At 40.6% G+C, this 16,890-nt stretch carries 14 protein-coding genes; 7 read left to right on the top strand and 7 right to left on the bottom strand.

What is annotated here, in order from left to right:
• Positions 1 to 9 precede the first annotated feature (9 nt).
• From DXC10_RS15315 to DXC10_RS15305, 3 genes are read right to left on the bottom strand one after another with little or no spacing between them, the layout of a single operon-like run.
• The gene (locus DXC10_RS15315) at positions 10 to 816 is read right to left on the bottom strand and encodes an amidohydrolase (RefSeq protein WP_101545347.1); all 807 of its coding nucleotides are present in this window, start codon (positions 814 to 816) and stop codon (positions 10 to 12) included.
• Between the two features lie 30 nt (positions 817 to 846).
• Positions 847 to 1,401 carry a 1-acyl-sn-glycerol-3-phosphate acyltransferase gene (locus tag DXC10_RS15310; RefSeq protein ID WP_101545349.1) on the bottom strand — a complete coding sequence of 185 codons (555 nt, stop codon included), beginning with the start codon at positions 1,399 to 1,401 and terminating at the stop codon, positions 847 to 849.
• Between the two features lie 2 nt (positions 1,402 to 1,403).
• Complete coding sequence (locus tag DXC10_RS15305; RefSeq protein ID WP_101545351.1) at positions 1,404 to 1,673, bottom strand: hypothetical protein; 270 nt, start codon at positions 1,671 to 1,673, stop codon at positions 1,404 to 1,406.
• A 493-nt stretch (positions 1,674 to 2,166) separates the two neighbouring features.
• On the opposite strand from DXC10_RS15305, the gene DXC10_RS15300 reads away from it, so the two are divergent.
• Genes DXC10_RS15300 through DXC10_RS15290 form a run of 3 tightly spaced genes read left to right on the top strand, consistent with a single transcriptional unit; the run spans position 2,167 to position 7,956 of the window.
• Positions 2,167 to 3,417: an efflux RND transporter periplasmic adaptor subunit gene (locus DXC10_RS15300; RefSeq protein ID WP_101545353.1), complete on the top strand. Its 1,251-nt coding sequence runs from the start codon at positions 2,167 to 2,169 to the stop codon at positions 3,415 to 3,417.
• 7 nt (positions 3,418 to 3,424) lie between these two features.
• Positions 3,425 to 6,553, top strand: a complete 3,129-nt coding sequence (locus DXC10_RS15295; protein ID WP_117738343.1) for an efflux RND transporter permease subunit — start codon at positions 3,425 to 3,427, stop codon at positions 6,551 to 6,553.
• Between the two features lie 35 nt (positions 6,554 to 6,588).
• On the top strand, positions 6,589 to 7,956 hold the full coding sequence (locus DXC10_RS15290; RefSeq protein WP_117738341.1) for an efflux transporter outer membrane subunit: 1,368 nt from the start codon (positions 6,589 to 6,591) through the stop codon (positions 7,954 to 7,956).
• Position 7,957: 1 nt separating this feature from the next.
• Here the strand turns inward: DXC10_RS15290 and DXC10_RS15285 are convergent, their stop codons facing one another.
• Positions 7,958 to 8,407, bottom strand: a complete 450-nt coding sequence (locus DXC10_RS15285; RefSeq protein WP_101545360.1) for a cold-shock protein — start codon at positions 8,405 to 8,407, stop codon at positions 7,958 to 7,960.
• Between the two features lie 68 nt (positions 8,408 to 8,475).
• Positions 8,476 to 8,781: an RNA-binding protein gene (locus DXC10_RS15280; RefSeq protein ID WP_101545363.1), complete on the bottom strand. Its 306-nt coding sequence runs from the start codon at positions 8,779 to 8,781 to the stop codon at positions 8,476 to 8,478.
• A gap of 319 nt (positions 8,782 to 9,100) precedes the next feature.
• On the opposite strand from DXC10_RS15280, the gene DXC10_RS15275 reads away from it, so the two are divergent.
• A complete protein-coding gene (locus tag DXC10_RS15275; protein ID WP_101545366.1) occupies positions 9,101 to 10,747 on the top strand; it encodes a diphosphate--fructose-6-phosphate 1-phosphotransferase in 1,647 nt (548 codons plus the stop codon).
• 122 nt (positions 10,748 to 10,869) lie between these two features.
• Positions 10,870 to 11,727 carry a glycoside hydrolase family 25 protein gene (locus tag DXC10_RS15270; RefSeq protein WP_101545369.1) on the top strand — a complete coding sequence of 286 codons (858 nt, stop codon included), beginning with the start codon at positions 10,870 to 10,872 and terminating at the stop codon, positions 11,725 to 11,727.
• Between the two features lie 49 nt (positions 11,728 to 11,776).
• On the opposite strand, the gene prmA is transcribed toward DXC10_RS15270, so the two are convergent.
• Positions 11,777 to 12,619 (bottom strand): 50S ribosomal protein L11 methyltransferase, encoded by an 843-nt coding sequence (gene prmA / locus DXC10_RS15265; RefSeq protein WP_117738358.1) that lies wholly within the window; start codon positions 12,617 to 12,619, stop codon positions 11,777 to 11,779.
• Between the two features lie 206 nt (positions 12,620 to 12,825).
• On the opposite strand from prmA, the gene DXC10_RS15260 reads away from it, so the two are divergent.
• Positions 12,826 to 14,169, top strand: a complete 1,344-nt coding sequence (locus DXC10_RS15260; protein WP_117738356.1) for a hypothetical protein — start codon at positions 12,826 to 12,828, stop codon at positions 14,167 to 14,169.
• A 32-nt stretch (positions 14,170 to 14,201) separates the two neighbouring features.
• Complete coding sequence (locus DXC10_RS15255; RefSeq protein WP_117738339.1) at positions 14,202 to 15,866, top strand: OmpP1/FadL family transporter; 1,665 nt, start codon at positions 14,202 to 14,204, stop codon at positions 15,864 to 15,866.
• 108 nt (positions 15,867 to 15,974) lie between these two features.
• On the opposite strand, the gene DXC10_RS15250 is transcribed toward DXC10_RS15255, so the two are convergent.
• Positions 15,975 to 16,856, bottom strand: coding sequence for a hypothetical protein (locus DXC10_RS15250; RefSeq protein WP_101545375.1), 882 nt, complete (start codon positions 16,854 to 16,856; stop codon positions 15,975 to 15,977).
• Positions 16,857 to 16,890: the final 34 nt, after the last annotated feature.

The following is a 16,890-nucleotide window of genomic DNA, read 5'->3' as shown; positions in this document are numbered from 1 at the left end:
ATAGATTTTTTATGATTTGAAAAGGGTAAAGACATCCGCATCTTTCCATATAGGAAATTTCTTCCTGAATTCTGTCAATACAGAAAGTTCGAGGATAGTAGTAGAAATTCCTTCTTCATTGTCCGGTACGTGGGCAAGGAGTTCACCTTTAGGAGAATAGATTACACTGCCTCCACTATGTTGAAAATGGTTATTGTCCATACCGATACGGTTAACGCCACAAACATAGCTCATATTTTCTATTGCACGCGCCTGTAACAGGATATCCCAGGCTTTTCGTCGGGAAACAGGCCAGTTGGCGACATAAATCAGAAGATCATATTCATTATTTACATTACGGCTCCAAACAGGAAAACGTAAATCGTAACATACGAGCAAAAGTATATTCCACCCTCGGTAAGGAATAATAAGACGTCGGTTACCGGCTGTGAAATGTTCAGTTTCACTGCCCATGCGAAACAGATGCCGTTTATCGTAAAAATGAGCGTCACCTTCGGGAGTAAGGAAAAAGGCACGGTTATAATAGGAAGAAGATATATCGGGTACAGAACTCTCTTCGCAAGCAATATAACTTCCGGTTATTGCAAGTTGGTAATCTGTTGCCCATTGACGCAAAGTAGTGATTGTTTCACCTGTAATAGGTTCTGCCAAATGACAGGTATTCATACTGAAACCTGTAGAAAAGGTTTCCGGTAAAACAACAATCTCCGTCTTTCCGCGAAGTCTTTTTAGTTTTTCGTGGAGATGACGGAGGTTGTCCTGTTTATTTTCCCAAACAATATCCGTTTGCAGAATACTGATGCGTAGTTGGTTCATTGTAATAAGCAGTTGCTACCGACTACTTTTTTAAAAAGTTCCGATAGAAAAATTTTCAGGGTTTTTTCCATGAAAGTTTTTAAAATAAAGTTTTATTTCATGTATATCCTTTTCAAAATCTCCTGTGGGGATCATCGCTTTGGTAGAAGTAATGGTTTTAGTTGGATAATCGATACCGATTAACATGATGGGTACTTTCGCTTTCAAGGCGATGAAATAAAAACCTTTCTTCCAGTTCGGATTAGCTTTACGAGTTCCTTCCGGAGTGATGGCAAGATGAAATTGTTTACTTTGGGTAAATCTTGCAGCCATCTGATCTACTAAAGAAGTCTTACGAGCCCTGTCTACCGGTATTCCTCCCACTGCTTTGAAAATTAATCCCAAAGGAAAGAAAAACCATTCCTTTTTCATCATAAAACTGGTTTTTCGTCCAATGGCTCCATAAAAGAGTTTACCGATAAATAAATCCCAATTAGAAGTGTGGGGTGCCGCACAGATAACACACTTATCATAATTTGGCACCGTTATATTGGTTTTCCATCCTAACAGGCGATAATAAATAAAGCTATATAGTTTTTTTTTCATTCTTATTTCAATTTGCTCAAAGCATCAATAATTTCTTCCACTTTTGCATTGAAATCAGAACGGAATTTTTTGTAGTAACCTTTTACATTTCCTGGTTCAGTATGGCTGATACGACTCACAAATTCATCCTGTGTTTTTAAAATTTCGCCCATCAGCTCGTCAGCTTTATTTTTGTCGATCCCAGGTACATACTTACTATATACAAGACACTCTGTGAATAATTCGCCTGCAATATAATTGACATTCTTCTTCAATACTTTTCTACTTGCCATAATCTTTACTTTTTAAGTGAATAAATTGAATTATTTTTCGGTAAAGATAGTGTTTTTCTATTTGAATATAGAGTAAAAATAAGATTTTATGTGTTTTTAATGAGGATAGGGCTCATCTTACCTAAAAGGTTGACTCGTAAAGTAAAAGGCGGATTTTACAAATAGATTACTCTTTTTATAGGTAAGATCCTGTAAGAAGTATTTGAGAAGGATGATTTTGAAATGTCTAAAAAACTCTACCTTTGTTGCACATTTGAAATTCACTTCGAGTCAATTTAAATCAGGAAAGGATCGTTTGTGGAATTATTCTACAGTTTGTGGAGGAATTCTACATGAAGAGTGTGGAATTAAATGTAGAATTATTTATTTACATATAACAATTTGACGCTGACAGCTAATGAGTTGAAAGAAAAAAAAGATATTTTGGACGACATTTTGGCACCTGATTTGTTTTATAGAAAAAAACAGGGTTAAATTTAATAAACAAACAAGCATGAGACTATTTTTTACTAAGAAAGAATTAGAATTAAAAAGAAAAAGGGTGATTATCATGATTGCCTGTATGGCTGTATTACTTGCGGGATATATTATTCTGACATGGCCTAAGAAAGTTCAGCCCGAAGTTCCCACTGTAATAGTGGAGTCTACCGAAACGGGAGATGTTGAAATATATGGTGAATACGTGGGGCGTATTCGTGCGCAACAATTTGTAGAAGTACGTGCACGGGTAGAAGGTTATTTGGAAAGTATGCTTTTTGCAGAGGGTAAGTATGTGACGAAAAATCAGGTATTGTTTGTTATCAATCAGGATCAATATCGCGCGAAAGCCGACAAAGCCCGTGCACAGTTGAAAAAAGATGAAGCGCAAGCCTTGAAAGCTAAGCGTGACTTGGAACGTATTCGTCCTTTGTATGCACAGAATGCCGCTAGTCAACTTGATTTGGATAATGCGCAGGCAGCATATGAAACAGCTGAGGCTTCTGTCGCTATGAGTCAAGCTGACTTGGATCAGGCTGAATTAGAGTTGGGTTATACTCTGGTACGTTCTCCTTTATCGGGGAATATCAGTGAGAGAAATGTTGACTTGGGAACACTGGTAGGTCCCGGAGCCAAATCTTTATTGGCTACTGTAGTGAAAAGTGATACTGTCTTGGTAGATTTCAGTATGACAGCACTAGACTATTTGAAAAGTAAGGAACGTAATATCGAGATTGGGCGTCAAGACACTACGCGTTCCTGGCAACCGAATATTACAATTACTTTAGCAGACAATACTGTCTATCCGTATAAAGGTTATGTAGATTTTGCAGAACCGCAGGTTGACCCGCAAACAGGTACTTTCTCCGTACGAGCCGAGATGCCTAATCCGAACAGTGTACTGTTGCCGGGACAGTTTACCAAAGTCAAGTTACTACTTGATGTACGTGAAGATGCAATTTCCGTACCTCAGAAAGCGGTTACCATAGAAAAGGGAGGTGCTTATATCTTTGTAATGCGCCGTGACTCTATTGTGGAGAAACGTTTTATTGAATTGGGACCTGAATTTGGTAATAACTGGGTAGTGGAACGTGGTCTGGCAGCCGGAGAACAAGTGGTAACGGAGGGTTTCCATAAACTCACTCCAGGTATGAAAGTACGTGCTCAAGCGGCTATTCCTGATGAAGAGGAAAAACAGCAAGAGGACTCTCTGAATAAGAAAGTTGCTCCTGAGAATAAGGCAAAAGATAACCAAATCTCAAAGTAATGACTGTATGAAAGTAAGTTTTTTTATAGATCGTCCGGTATTTTCAGCGGTGATATCGATTGTGATTGTTATCATTGGTATCATTGGGCTGACAATGTTGCCGGTAGACCAATATCCACAAATAACGCCACCTGTCGTAAAGATTAGCGCCTCCTATCCGGGAGCTAGCGCATTAACGGTTTCACAAGCAGTGGCAACTCCTATCGAACAAGAAATAAATGGTACTCCGGGTATGCTTTACATGGAGTCTAATAGTTCCAATTCCGGTGGTTTCTCGGCAACGGTAACCTTTGATGTTTCTGCTGATCCCGATTTGGCCGCCGTGGAAATTCAGAATCGCGTGAAGTTGGCGGAAAACCGTTTACCTGCTGAAGTCATTCAGAATGGCATTTCTGTAGAGAAACAGGCACCCAGCCAGTTGATGACTATCTGTTTGACTTCAAATGATCCGAAGTTTGATGAAATTTATTTGAGTAACTTTGCAACCATTAATGTGCTTGATTTGCTCCGTCGTATTCCTGGTGTGGGACGTGTTTCTAATATAGGTAGCCGTTACTATGCTATGCAGATTTGGGCGATGCCTGATAAACTCGCTAATTTCGGATTGACTGTACAGGACTTACAGAATGCTCTGAAAGATCAAAATCGTGAGTCAGCTGCAGGCGTATTGGGGCAACAACCGGTGAAAGGATTGGATATCACTATTCCAATTACGACACAAGGTCGTTTAAGTTCGGCAAAGCAATTTGAAGATATTGTCGTGCGTGCCAACTCCAATGGCTCTATCATCCGTTTGCGCGATGTAGCTCGCGTATCACTCGAGGCTTCTTCGTATAGTACAGAAAGTGGTATTAATGGAGAAAATGCAGCTGTTCTTGGTATCTATATGCTTCCTGGTGCCAACGCTATGGAAGTAGCGAAAAATGTGAAGGAGGCTATGGAAGAAATCAGTGCCAACTTCCCAGAGGGAATGAGTTATGAGATCCCGTTTGATATGACTACTTATATTTCAGAGTCCATTCATGAAGTATATAAAACATTATTCGAAGCATTAATTCTTGTTGTATTAGTAGTATTTCTTTCCCTGCAAAGTTGGCGTGCTACGCTAATTCCGATTGTAGCGGTACCTATATCCCTGATTGGTACCTTTGGTTTCATGCTCATTTTCGGTTTTTCATTGAACATACTGACTTTGCTGGGATTAATTCTTGCCATCGGTATTGTGGTGGATGATGCCATTGTCGTAGTAGAGAACGTGGAACACCTGATGGAAACGGAAAAACTTTCTCCTTATGAGGCAACCAAGAAAGCGATGAACGGATTGGCAGGTGCATTGATTGCTACGTCATTGGTACTTTGTGCCGTATTCGTTCCTGTAAGCTTCCTGAGCGGTATAACCGGACAATTATATCGTCAATTTACTATTACTATTGCGGTTTCCGTATTGTTATCTACTGTAGTAGCTCTAACTCTCAGTCCTGTAATGTGTTCACTTATTCTGAAGCCGGATAGTGGCAAAAAGAAAAACATTGTTTTTCGTAAAATAAACCAATGGTTGAATATTGGTAATCATAAATATATCGGTGTTATCAGCCGTGTCATCAAACATCCCAAGCGTTTGACTACCGCTTTCGGTATGGTATTGATCACTATATTTATCATTCATCGGTTGGTACCTACCAGTTTCCTTCCGATAGAAGATCAGGGGTATTTCAAGGTAGAATTGGAACTGCCTGAAGGTGCTACTTTGGAACGTACTCGTGTTGTTACTGATCGTGCAGTGAAGTATTTAGAACAAAATCCATACGTAGCTTATGTACAGAACGTAACGGGAAGTAGCCCACGTGTAGGTAGCAATCAGGCTCGTAGTGAGTTGACGGTGATTTTGAAACCATGGGAGGATCGTAAAGATACCAGCATTGATAAAATTATGTCAAATGTAGAAAAGGATTTGAAGGAATATCCTGAATGTAGGGTCTATCTGTCCACTCCACCCGTAATTCCGGGTTTGGGAACCTCCGGTGGGTTTGAAATGCAGCTTGAAGCTCGTGGAGACGCTACTTTTGATAACCTGGTACAGGCTGCCGATACGTTACTGTACTATGCTCAGAAACATAAACAGCTGACCGGACTTTCATCTTCTTTACAGTCAGAAATACCACAACTTTATTTTGATGTGGATCGTGATAAGGTTAAAATGTTGGGAGTACCTTTGGCGGATGTATTCTCTACTATGAAGGCTTATACCGGTTCTGTATATGTAAATGATTTCAATATGTTCAACCGTATATATAAAGTATATATTCAGGCTGAGGCACCTTATCGCGAGCATAAAGAAAACATCAATTTGTTTTTTGTAAAAGCGGCCAATGGCGCAATGGTTCCTTTAACTTCGTTGGGAAATGCTTCTTATACCACAGGTCCGGGTAGTATCAAACGTTTCAATATGTTTACTACTGCTGTAATTCGTGGTTCTGCGGCACAAGGTTATAGTTCAGGTCAGGCAATGGAAATTATGGAACAGATTGCCCGCGAACATTTACCGGATAATATCGGAGTAGAATGGAGTGGACTTTCTTATCAGGAAAAACAGGCAGGTGGTCAGACCGGATTGGTCTTGACATTGGTGTTCCTCTTTGTCTTTCTCTTTCTGGCTGCACAGTATGAAAGTTGGACCGTACCAATTGCTGTATTGTTGTCTTTACCGATAGCTGCTTTGGGAGCTTATTTAGGCGTTGCTGTCTGTGGATTGGAAAATGATATTTATTTCCAGATAGGTTTGGTAATGTTGGTGGGACTTGCTGCCAAGAATGCTATCCTTATTGTGGAATTTGCTAAGGTGCAGGTTGATAAAGGGGGAGATTTGGTACAGTCGGCCATTCATGCGGCGCAACTTCGTTTTCGTCCGATCTTGATGACATCTCTTGCATTTGTATTAGGTATGCTCCCTATGGTATTGGCAAGTGGACCGGGTTCTGCAAGTCGTCAGGCTATTGGTACGGGTGTCTTCTTCGGAATGATATTTGCCATTGTATTTGGTATAGTGCTTGTACCTTTCTTCTTTGTGATGGTTTATAAGGCAAAGGCGAAAGTGAAAGATAAGGCTATCCGTTCCTCTAGAGGGGAGGGGAAATAGTTTATGAACCGAATTCCTGTTTAAAGAATTAAATTATGAAAAGAAATAATATATATATACTCTTCTTATTAAGTACTTTGATATTCACTTCCTGCAAAATGGGCAAAAGCTTTACTCGTCCGGAGATGGCATTACCGGATAGTTTGGTGCAAAAGCAGGATAGCATCAGCATTGCCGATGAACAATGGCAGGCTGTATATACGGATAATACATTGCGTACATTGATTGGCCGTGCACTGGAATATAATAAGGACATACTTATCGCAGCAGCTCGGGTTAAAGAAATGGCGGCGGAAAAGCGGATCAGTGTTGCCAATTTGTTACCACAGCTTAATGCTGAAGTTTCCGCTGAACGTGAAGTTGAAAATTATGGTGGACATAGTCGTGATGTAGGTAATACTTACGAAGCGAAGGCGCTTCTCTCTTGGGAACTTGATCTTTGGGGAAATTTACGCTGGAAAAAAGTAGCTGCTGTGGCTGATTACCTTCAATCTATAGAGGCTCAGCGTGCACTGCGTATGACAATTATAGCTGAAGTGGCACAAGCCTATTATGAACTGGTGGCTCTTGATACGGAATTGGAGATTGTTCGTCAAACTCAGAAAGCCCGTGAAGAAGGTGTCCGGCTTGCCCGTATTCGTTTTGAAGGTGGTTTGACTTCGGAAACATCCTATCAGCAGGCTCAAGTAGAGTTGGCGCGTACTGCTACTTTAATCCCTGACTTGGAACGTCGTATTTCTCTGAAAGAGAATGATATTGCTTTTCTTGCTGGTGAATTTCCTACAAGTATTGAACGTAGTCGTTTTTTGCAGGAGCTGGATGTTCCGCATACATTACCCGTTGGTTTACCATCCGATTTATTGGAACGACGTCCCGATATCCGTGCGGCGGAACAACAGCTCCGTGCCGAACATGCTAGGGTGAAAGTGGCTTATACCAATATGTTTCCCCGTATTGCTCTTACCGGACAGTTTGGTTTGGAAAGTGATGTCCTTTCCAATTTCCTGCAATCTCCCTATTCTATGTTGAATGGTGCATTATTGAGCCCGCTGTTCAATTGGGGAAAGAACCGTGCGGCCTTGAAAGCACAAAAAGCTTCTTATGAAGCCGAGATACATAAATATGAAAAATCTGTACTCAATGCCTTCAAAGAAGCTAAAAATGCGATTGTAGATTTCAATAAGATAAAAGAAGTTTATCAATTACGCCTAAAATTGGAACGTTCAGCCAAGACGTATGTAGACTTAGCTCAACTTCAATATATCAATGGTGTTATTAATTACATGGATGTGCTTGATGCACAACGCGGTTATTTCGATGCTCAGATAGGTGTAAGCAATGCCATCCGTGATGAACTTATTGCTGTAGTCAATGTTTATAAAGCCCTTGGAGGGGGATGGTAAGTTATTCCATCTCCTTCTTGACATTTACAGCATTCATCCCTTTGGGACTACGTTCGAGGTCGAATGTCACAATATCGTTCTCTGATATTGTAGTAAGTACGTTGTTTACATGAAAAAAATACTTTTCGGTATTGGCAAGGTTTTTGATAAAACCGAAACCTTTTGAGGTATTGAAGAATTCTACTCTACCTTTTAAAATGACAGGTATTTCATCTTCCTTTTTAGGAGTTGATATGATGATTTCTTCTAATTTTATTTCCTCTTTCTTACTGTTTAGTTCGGGAGGAGTAGAGGTAATCATACCATTTTCGTCAACGTAAGCTATCATATCATCAAAACTGTTAGTTTTTCCTGACAGTCTCTTTTCTTCTTTCTTTTTTTGTTTTTCAGCTCGTTTGGCAAGCCTTTTTTTCTCGTTTTCACGCTTATCTGCGGATAAGGATTTAGCCATATTCTTATTGGGGTTTATATGAAAAGAGGAGGTCTTTGGTAGTACCTCCTCTTTTGTTATTAAAAATCTTAATATCTTCTAGAATTATAACCACCTCTTCTATCGTGATTACCACGGTTTGAAGGTCTTTCTTCTCTAGGACGGGCAATGTTTACTGAAATTGTTTTTTTATCAAATTCCGCTCCATTCAACTCATCGATAGCTTTTTGAGCAGCTGAATCATCGGACATTTCTACGAAAGCAAATCCTCTGGACTTTCCGGTCTCTCTGTCTAAAATAATTTTTGTAGAAGATACTTCTCCATACTCTGAAAATAAATCGTTCAAATCAGCTTCTGTAGTGCTGAAATTCAAACCTGCAATGTAAATGTTCATCTAATTGGTTTTTAAAAATAAATATTAAATTTGGAGTGAGGAAGATGATTAAAGAGAAGTCTACTTAAATAATTGGTATATTACAAAGAAGTACCGTGCAATAATGATTCATAACTCAAACTCTGCCTGCAAAGATAATACTTTATATTGGAAGAATACTCTGTTTTTTTTATTTTTAAGTAATAATTGAAGAGTTGGGACTATAAATTATCATTTACAACATTATTTCCCCCTCCTATTTGCATATCTTCTGAAAAAAGACGAAATTTGCGACGCTTTTAAACGGAACTTTATTAACACCTTTAAATAATTAAGAGAAATGACTAAAAGTGCATTGCAAATTGCAAGGGCTGCCTATCAGCCCAAACTTCCGAAAGCGCTGAGAGGTACTGTTAAAGCGGTAGCAGGTGTTGCTACTCAGTCGGTAGCCGATCAGGAAGCTATTCAGAAATTGTTTCCCAATACGTACGGAATGCCTTTGATTAAGTTTGAAACTGCAGATGGAGCCGCTAATTTCCCTGCTATGAATGTAGGCGTTATCCTTTCTGGAGGTCAGGCTCCCGGTGGTCACAACGTAATTTCCGGTATTTTCGATGGTATCAAGAAGTTGAATAAGGACAGTAAACTGTACGGTTTCATCCTTGGCCCCGGTGGTTTGGTAGATCATAACTATATGGAATTGACTGCCGATATCATTGATGAATACCGTAATACCGGTGGTTTCGACATCATCGGTTCAGGACGTACCAAATTGGAAAAAGAAGACCAATTTGAGAAAGGCCTTGAAATTTTGAAAAAATTGGATATCAAAGCATTGGTAATCATCGGTGGTGACGATTCTAATACAAACGCTTGCGTACTGGCTGAATATTATGCTGCCAAAAATTGCGGTGTGCAGGTTATCGGTTGTCCCAAAACTATCGATGGAGACTTGAAGAACGAAATGATTGAAACCTCTTTTGGTTTCGATACGGCTTGTAAGACTTACTCTGAAGTTATCGGTAACATCCAACGCGACTGTAACTCTGCACGTAAGTATTGGCACTTCATTAAATTGATGGGACGTTCCGCATCTCATATTGCTTTGGAATGTGCATTGCAAGTGCAACCCAATATCTGTATCATATCTGAAGAAGTTGAAGCCAATGATCTTTCTTTGGATGATATCGTAACCAATATAGCCAAGGTGGTGGCCGATCGTGCTGCTCAAGGTAATAACTTCGGTACGGTTCTTATTCCTGAAGGTCTGGTTGAATTCATCCCGGCTATGAAGCGTCTGATTGCTGAATTGAACGACTTCCTCGCTGCCAATGCAGAAGAATTCTCTCAGATTAAGAAATCACACCAACGTGACTATATTATCCGTAAACTCTCTCCGGAAAATGCGGCTATTTATGCAAGTCTTCCTGAAGGTGTTGCACGCCAGTTGTCATTGGATCGTGATCCTCACGGAAACGTACAGGTATCCCTCATTGAAACAGAGAAGCTGCTGTCTGAGATGGTAAGTACTAAGTTGGCTCAGTGGAAAGAAGAAGGTAAATATGTAGGTAAGTTTGCCGCACAGCATCACTTCTTCGGTTATGAAGGCCGTTGTGCTGCTCCGTCCAATTTTGATGCTGACTATTGTTACTCTTTGGGTTATGCAGCATCTGCATTGATTGCTAATGGTAAGACTGGTTATATGTCATCTGTACGTAATACTACTGCTCCTGCTGAAGAATGGATTGCTGGTGGTGTACCTATCACGATGATGATGAATATGGAACGTCGTCATGGTGAAATGAAACCTGTTATCCAAAAAGCTCTGGTGAAACTGGACGGTGCTCCTTTCAAGGCATTTGCTGCTCAACGTGACCGTTGGGCTATGGAGACAGACTACGTATATCCGGGTCCTATCCAATATTTCGGTCCTACTGAAGTTTGCGACCAGCCTACTAAGACTTTGCAATTAGAACAAGGTAAATAATGAATTAATATGAGTGAGGGGTGGAGTCTTTCCACCTCTTTCTTTTAAACGCAGATCGATATAGATTAATGTAAAGAAGAATAATCTGTGAGAATTTGCGTTAATCTGCGTTTGAAATTAATATGTCTGCTAAAACCAATCCGACTTCTCGCCGTAAATCCACTTCCCGTCGTTTTTCTTCACAGAAAAAAAAGAAGTCGCAGCCACGTATGCGTACTATGCCGATATGGTTACGTAATCTTTTGGCGCTTTGTATTGTTGTTGTTTTCTCGGCAGGTTTCTATTGGTTCTTCATTCGTCCTTATGCTTATCGTTGGAAACCTTGTTACGGGCAGAAAGGTTATGGAGTATGTATGCCTTGTAATTACGAGGTACATGGTATTGATATATCTCATTATCAGGGTGATATTGATTGGGAAAGGCTTCTTCACAGCAAGGACGTCAAATTTCCCATCCATTTTATTTTCATGAAAGCTACCGAAGGTGGTGATCATGGAGATGACACATTTACGCGGAATTTCGATCAAGCACGTAAATATGGCTTTATCCGTGGTGCTTATCACTACTTTTTGCCTAAAACAGATGCCAATAAACAGGCGGATTTTTTTATCCGTACCGTACAACTTTCCAAAGGTGACTTGCCTCCGGTACTTGATGTGGAAACTACCGGTAAGAAGTCTCCAGAAGAATTGAAAGTCTCTGTTAAAACCTGGCTCGATAGGATTGAGGCTCACTATGGAATGAAACCGATCCTTTATACTTCCTATAAATTCAAGAAACGTTATCTCAACGATTCTATTTTTAATACTTATCCCTATTGGATAGCCCACTACTACGTGGACTCCGTACGTTACGAAGGTAAGTGGCATTTTTGGCAACATACCGATGTAGGTATTGTACCTGGCATAGAAGAGGAGGTAGATTTGAATGTGTTTAATGGCACATTGGAAGAATTGCAATCACTTACCTTACAAAAATAAGCTTATTTGTATAAAATGGATAGTTCCGTTATGGCACTACCCTGACAATTTATAGCATGAACTTTACTACCACCCAACGGTTTTTCTCCCGTTGGTGTACGAAACGAAGTCCATTGCGTTCTGCTTCTGCCTGTATTACGGGAATATCATCTACATAAAAACCACTCATGTATAGTTCGGAACCGGGATGCATACAATGTACGTATTGTTTCATATCATTCAACAGGATATTACGGTTAATGTTGGCGATGATTACATCAAACGGACCTTTGCCCGTCAATGAAGAAGCATCACCTTGTGATACATCGATTTTATCTACATCATTCAATTCGATGTTTTCGATGGAGTTGCGTACACACCACTCATCTATGTCGATAGCAGTACAAGGTACGGCGCCACGCATACGGGCCAGTATGGCAAGGATAGAAGTTCCGCAACCCATGTCCAGCAGAGATTTTCCTTGGAGGTCATTGTCTAACAGTTCGCCGATGATGAGACTGGTGGTTTCGTGGTGTCCGGTACCGAATGCCATTTGAGGATTGATAACGATATCGTATTCAACTTTGGGCACATCGTGGTGGAAAGTGCTGTGAATGACACAACGGTCCCCAATAACGATGGGCTGGAAAAAATTCTTTTCCCATTCCTCGTTCCAATCCTTGTCTTCCGCTTCCTGGTAAGTATAATTTATCTGTGTATCAGGTAAGGGGAAGTTTATAATAGCCTCTTTTAAAGCTGTTTCGTTATATAAATCTTTCTGGATATAGGCGGCAATACCGTCAGCTTGTTCTATAAAACTTTCAAAGCCTACTTCTCCCAAAACAGCAGATAATATGTCGTTCACAGTTTCTGTACAGGGAACGGTGCGGAATGCAAATTCTAAATATTTCATCGTAATCTGATTATTTGTTAAATGCAGAAGGTGCTTTCCGGTGATCAACTTATTTCTGCATATATTTGTTTATTCGCTACAAAGATAGGTCATTTAGGGAAATCCCTATAAATCTTTGGGGAAAATCTTCTATATAGGATAAATTCCGGCACTATCTTTGTGATGTGGAAAAAGTATATAATAGTAACCCCATAAACCAAATGAATATGAAGAAGATTGTTTTTTTATCGCTTTTAGCCTTGTGTCTTCCGTGGACACTGTCGGCGCAAAGTGTGGATGACGACCTTTACTACGTGCCTTCCAAGAAAAAAGAAGAGAAGGTAGAGAAAAAGCAAACTCCTGCTGGTGATGCTGTTGTAGTAAAGACAAATGCACCGACTACGGTTTACTCGTCTCCGGGTAATACAACAATTGTTGTAAGAGACCGTAAAGGAAATACCCGTGATGTAGATGAATATAACCGTCGTTATGATTCTCGGGACAATGAATTTGTCTTAGAGAACGATACTCTGTATATAGATGAGAAAGACCAACCTGACCTGGACGGTGAATGGGTAAATGGTTTCAGTGGTTCGGAAGATGATTATGAATATGCTACGCGTATTATTCGTTTCCGTAATCCCCGTTATGCTATCAGTATAAGCAGCCCATTCTACTGGGACGTTGTCTATGGCTTGAATTCTTGGGATTGGAACGTATACACCGATGGTTTCTATGCATATGCTTTTCCCACTTTCTCCAATCGTTTGTGGTGGGACTGGCGCTATGGTTCCTATGGATGGGGTTGGGGATATCCTTACTATGGTTTCGGTTGGAACAGCTGGTACGGTCCGAGTTGGAGCTTTGGCTGGGGCGGCTGGTATGGTGGCTGGAGTGGATGGTGGGGACATCACCATTATTATCCCGGATACTATCCTGGTGGCGGCCATTGGTGGGGAGGTAGCGGCCATTGGGGACGTAATACTTATACTACACGTAGCTCTTCGGGAACAAGCAGTTATAGAAACTCTTCCACTGTGCGCAGAAGTGGATCTGCGGTGACACGTGGTTCTTCAGGTGCTGTCCGTTCTTCAAGTTCTGTCCGTTCCTCCGCTACTTCATCGTATAGAAGAGGAAATCAAAGCGGTACCACCAGACGGGTGGTAGGTACACGTTCGTCAGGAGAACGTACAGGGGTAACAACCCGTCCGGATGGTACATCTACACGTCGTAGCGTATATACTCGTCCAAGTAGCACACGTGTCGGAACATCAACTTCTACTCGTGGTGGTAGCGCAAGTTCTGTAGGTGAAAGAAATTCCAGTACAAGAAGTAGTTCTTCGTATAGCAGAAGTAATTCTACTTATAATAGGGGTAGCTCTACTGCACCGTCACGTAGTTATAATACAGAAAGTACCCGTCGCTCTTATAGTAGTCCTGTACAAAGTAATTCGTCTACTCGTAGTTATTCTTCCGGTGGTAGTTCTAGTTCCCGCAGCTATTCTTCCGGTGGTGGAGGTGGCTCTACACGTTCTTCCGGTGGCGGTGGGGGGTCTTCGAGAAGAAGATAGGTTTTAGTATTAATAGAAAAGATCAGTAGGATATGAAAAAGATAATAACTTTGGCTACACTGGGGCTGATGATAACAGCAGCCCCGATCGTTGCACAGACAGTGTATGATGCTGCTAAGATTACAAATAAAGATTTAAACGGTACTGCGCGTTTTGTGGGTATGGGTGGTGCAATGGGTGCCTTGGGGGGTGATATTTCCACCATTGGAACAAATCCTGCCGGTATCGGTATTTATCGGAGTAATGATGCGATGGTGTCATTTGGACTTTCTGCCTATGGAACTGAAAGTAACTATATGGGTAATAAGATAAACTCTGATAAAGTAAGAGCTTCTTTTGATAATGCGGGTTTCGTACTTGCTACGAAAATAGGGAATGCAACCACTTTGCGTTATGTAAATTTTGGTTTCAATTATCATAGGGCAAAATCGTTCTATAAAAATATGTCTATGAAAGGGAATTTGGGAGATCATTCTCAGACATTTCAAATGGCGGAACAAGCTACGGGGATAACCGATTGGGGAAATTATCCTTATGATGATAACAATATAGGGTGGCTTTCCGTACTGGGTTATGATAGTTGGTTGATTTCCAATCTTACGACAAAAGTCACAGATGTCCCCTATAAAGACAAGAATGGTAACCAGATATATAATATAAATGGTGAGCCTCTTTATGAGATGCCCGGTTCTTTCTACGGTATGACTGAGAATGGCCTTGCCAATTTCCGTTCTGAAGAACGTGGTGGGGTTGACCAGTACGATTTCAACATTTCCTTTAATATCAGCGATCGTGTTTATCTGGGTATGACTATCGGGGCTTATGCCGTCAATTATGATAAGTATAGTATCTATAGTGAAAATTATTCAGGAGATTATACTGGTGAAGGTTATGATTTGGTGAGCATGAATAAAATCAACGGTTCGGGCTTTGATCTGAAATTCGGAGCTATCGTCCGTCCTTTCGAATATTCCCCGTTCCGTATCGGTTTAGCTGTACATACACCTACTTACTATAAACTGGACTATAAGACAAGTGCTTATGTCCTGTCGGATGTTTATAGCGAAGTGACCGGCAAGATTGAGCCGCACGATATTTATACTTCCGATATGATCGAAGGTGATATGATCCGCCAATTCCGTCTTCAAACTCCGTGGACATATAATGTCAGCTTAGGATATACTATAGGCCGGAACTGGGCGTTGGGTGCCGAGTACGAGTATCAGGACTACTCTTCGATGAAGTTTAAGAATCCTGATGACGGATATTCGGATATGTTTGAATATGAAAATAGTACGACTCCTATGATGAAAGGAGTAAGTACTATACGTTTAGGTGCTGAGTATAAGGTAATTCCTCAATTCGCTTTACGTGCGGGATATAATTATAGTACGGCGATTTTCAATAGCGATGCCTATAAAGATTTGCCGATAAATTCTATTCAGACGGATACTGATTTTGCCAATACAAAGACCTTGAGTAATTATACATTGGGTATTGGTTATCGGGGTTCCATGTTCTATGCAGATCTGGCATATAAGTTTTCGTCCTATAAAGAAGACTTTTATCCGTTTGTTGAAATGGACCATGTAATAGAAAATGGAATTACATATAGAACTTTAGGTGCTCTACCTGATGTCACTAAAGTAAAAAATACCCGTAGTCAAGTGTTGTTGACATTGGGGGTACGTTTCTAAGAAATCTGTTTTAGCAAATAATTTTTCATTGCAAATCCTTAGGTATAAACAGAAATCCCCGAAATACGGTAAGTATTTCGGGGATTTCTGTTTATTATTGTAATGCTATTACCAATACCATGCAAAGCCGAGGGAAGCCGGATAAAGTTCGGGCCCTTTATTCTTTTCGAAGAATGAAGTCAGTGCAAAGCGTGCGTTAAAACCGAGACAACCATAACCGGCTTGTAGCAGGAGGTTTAAACCTAAGGGATTTGTATTCATATTACTACTTAGGGTATGCTTACTACCTTCATACTTGGCTCTCGATTTGATTCCGACACGCCACTCCACTTCAGGACCGGCAGTAATGAATGCACGGCTACTGCCGAACTTAGTTTGCCATTCCATACTGATAGGAAGACGGAAAGCCCAGTAACGTAACCAGCTTTTTTGGTAGTCCACACCTTCGGGAGCAGGTTGGCACACAGTGATACCGTCAATCTTCTCGAAACCATGGTTATCGTCAATTTTATGGACGATACGTGCAATACCCAATGCCGCTGTTATTCCCCAATGGTTATTGGGAGTCAAAGCAATACCCCCGCAGAACGGGTTGATACCCCATTCCCAGGATTTACTGCCGATCTGCGGTACGCCGGCCGAATATTGCAAAGCTCCCTTCGACAGTTTATCAAATCCTACGTAGACAGCCGGATAGTGAGGGTCGAAGCGATAATTTTTATTTTTCTTTTTGACAAAAGGTACTGATACGATAGTAGTTTGTTCAATGCTGCGCCCATTCAGATAGACGCCTTCAAAAACTTGAGCATTTTCAATGGTATCGTTATTCGATTTAGCTTCGTACATTTTTACCTTGATCTTGCCGTTATTTTCTTTGATCACCATTTTACGGCCATTCAGATAGATAGTGGTGTCTTGAGGAATACTTTCTTGTGCCATGGCGGTGATGGAAGACATAAGAAGAAATAATAATGAGCAAATGTGTTTCATAACGTTTGATATTTGTTAGTTTGATAAAATTACA

Origin of the sequence: Bacteroides sp. OM08-11, from assembly GCF_003438665.1 — a bacterium.
GTDB classification, from domain to species: domain Bacteria; phylum Bacteroidota; class Bacteroidia; order Bacteroidales; family Bacteroidaceae; genus Bacteroides; species Bacteroides cutis.
Note: the sequence above shows the minus strand (reverse complement) of the source record. Positions and strands in the feature narration are given on the sequence as shown.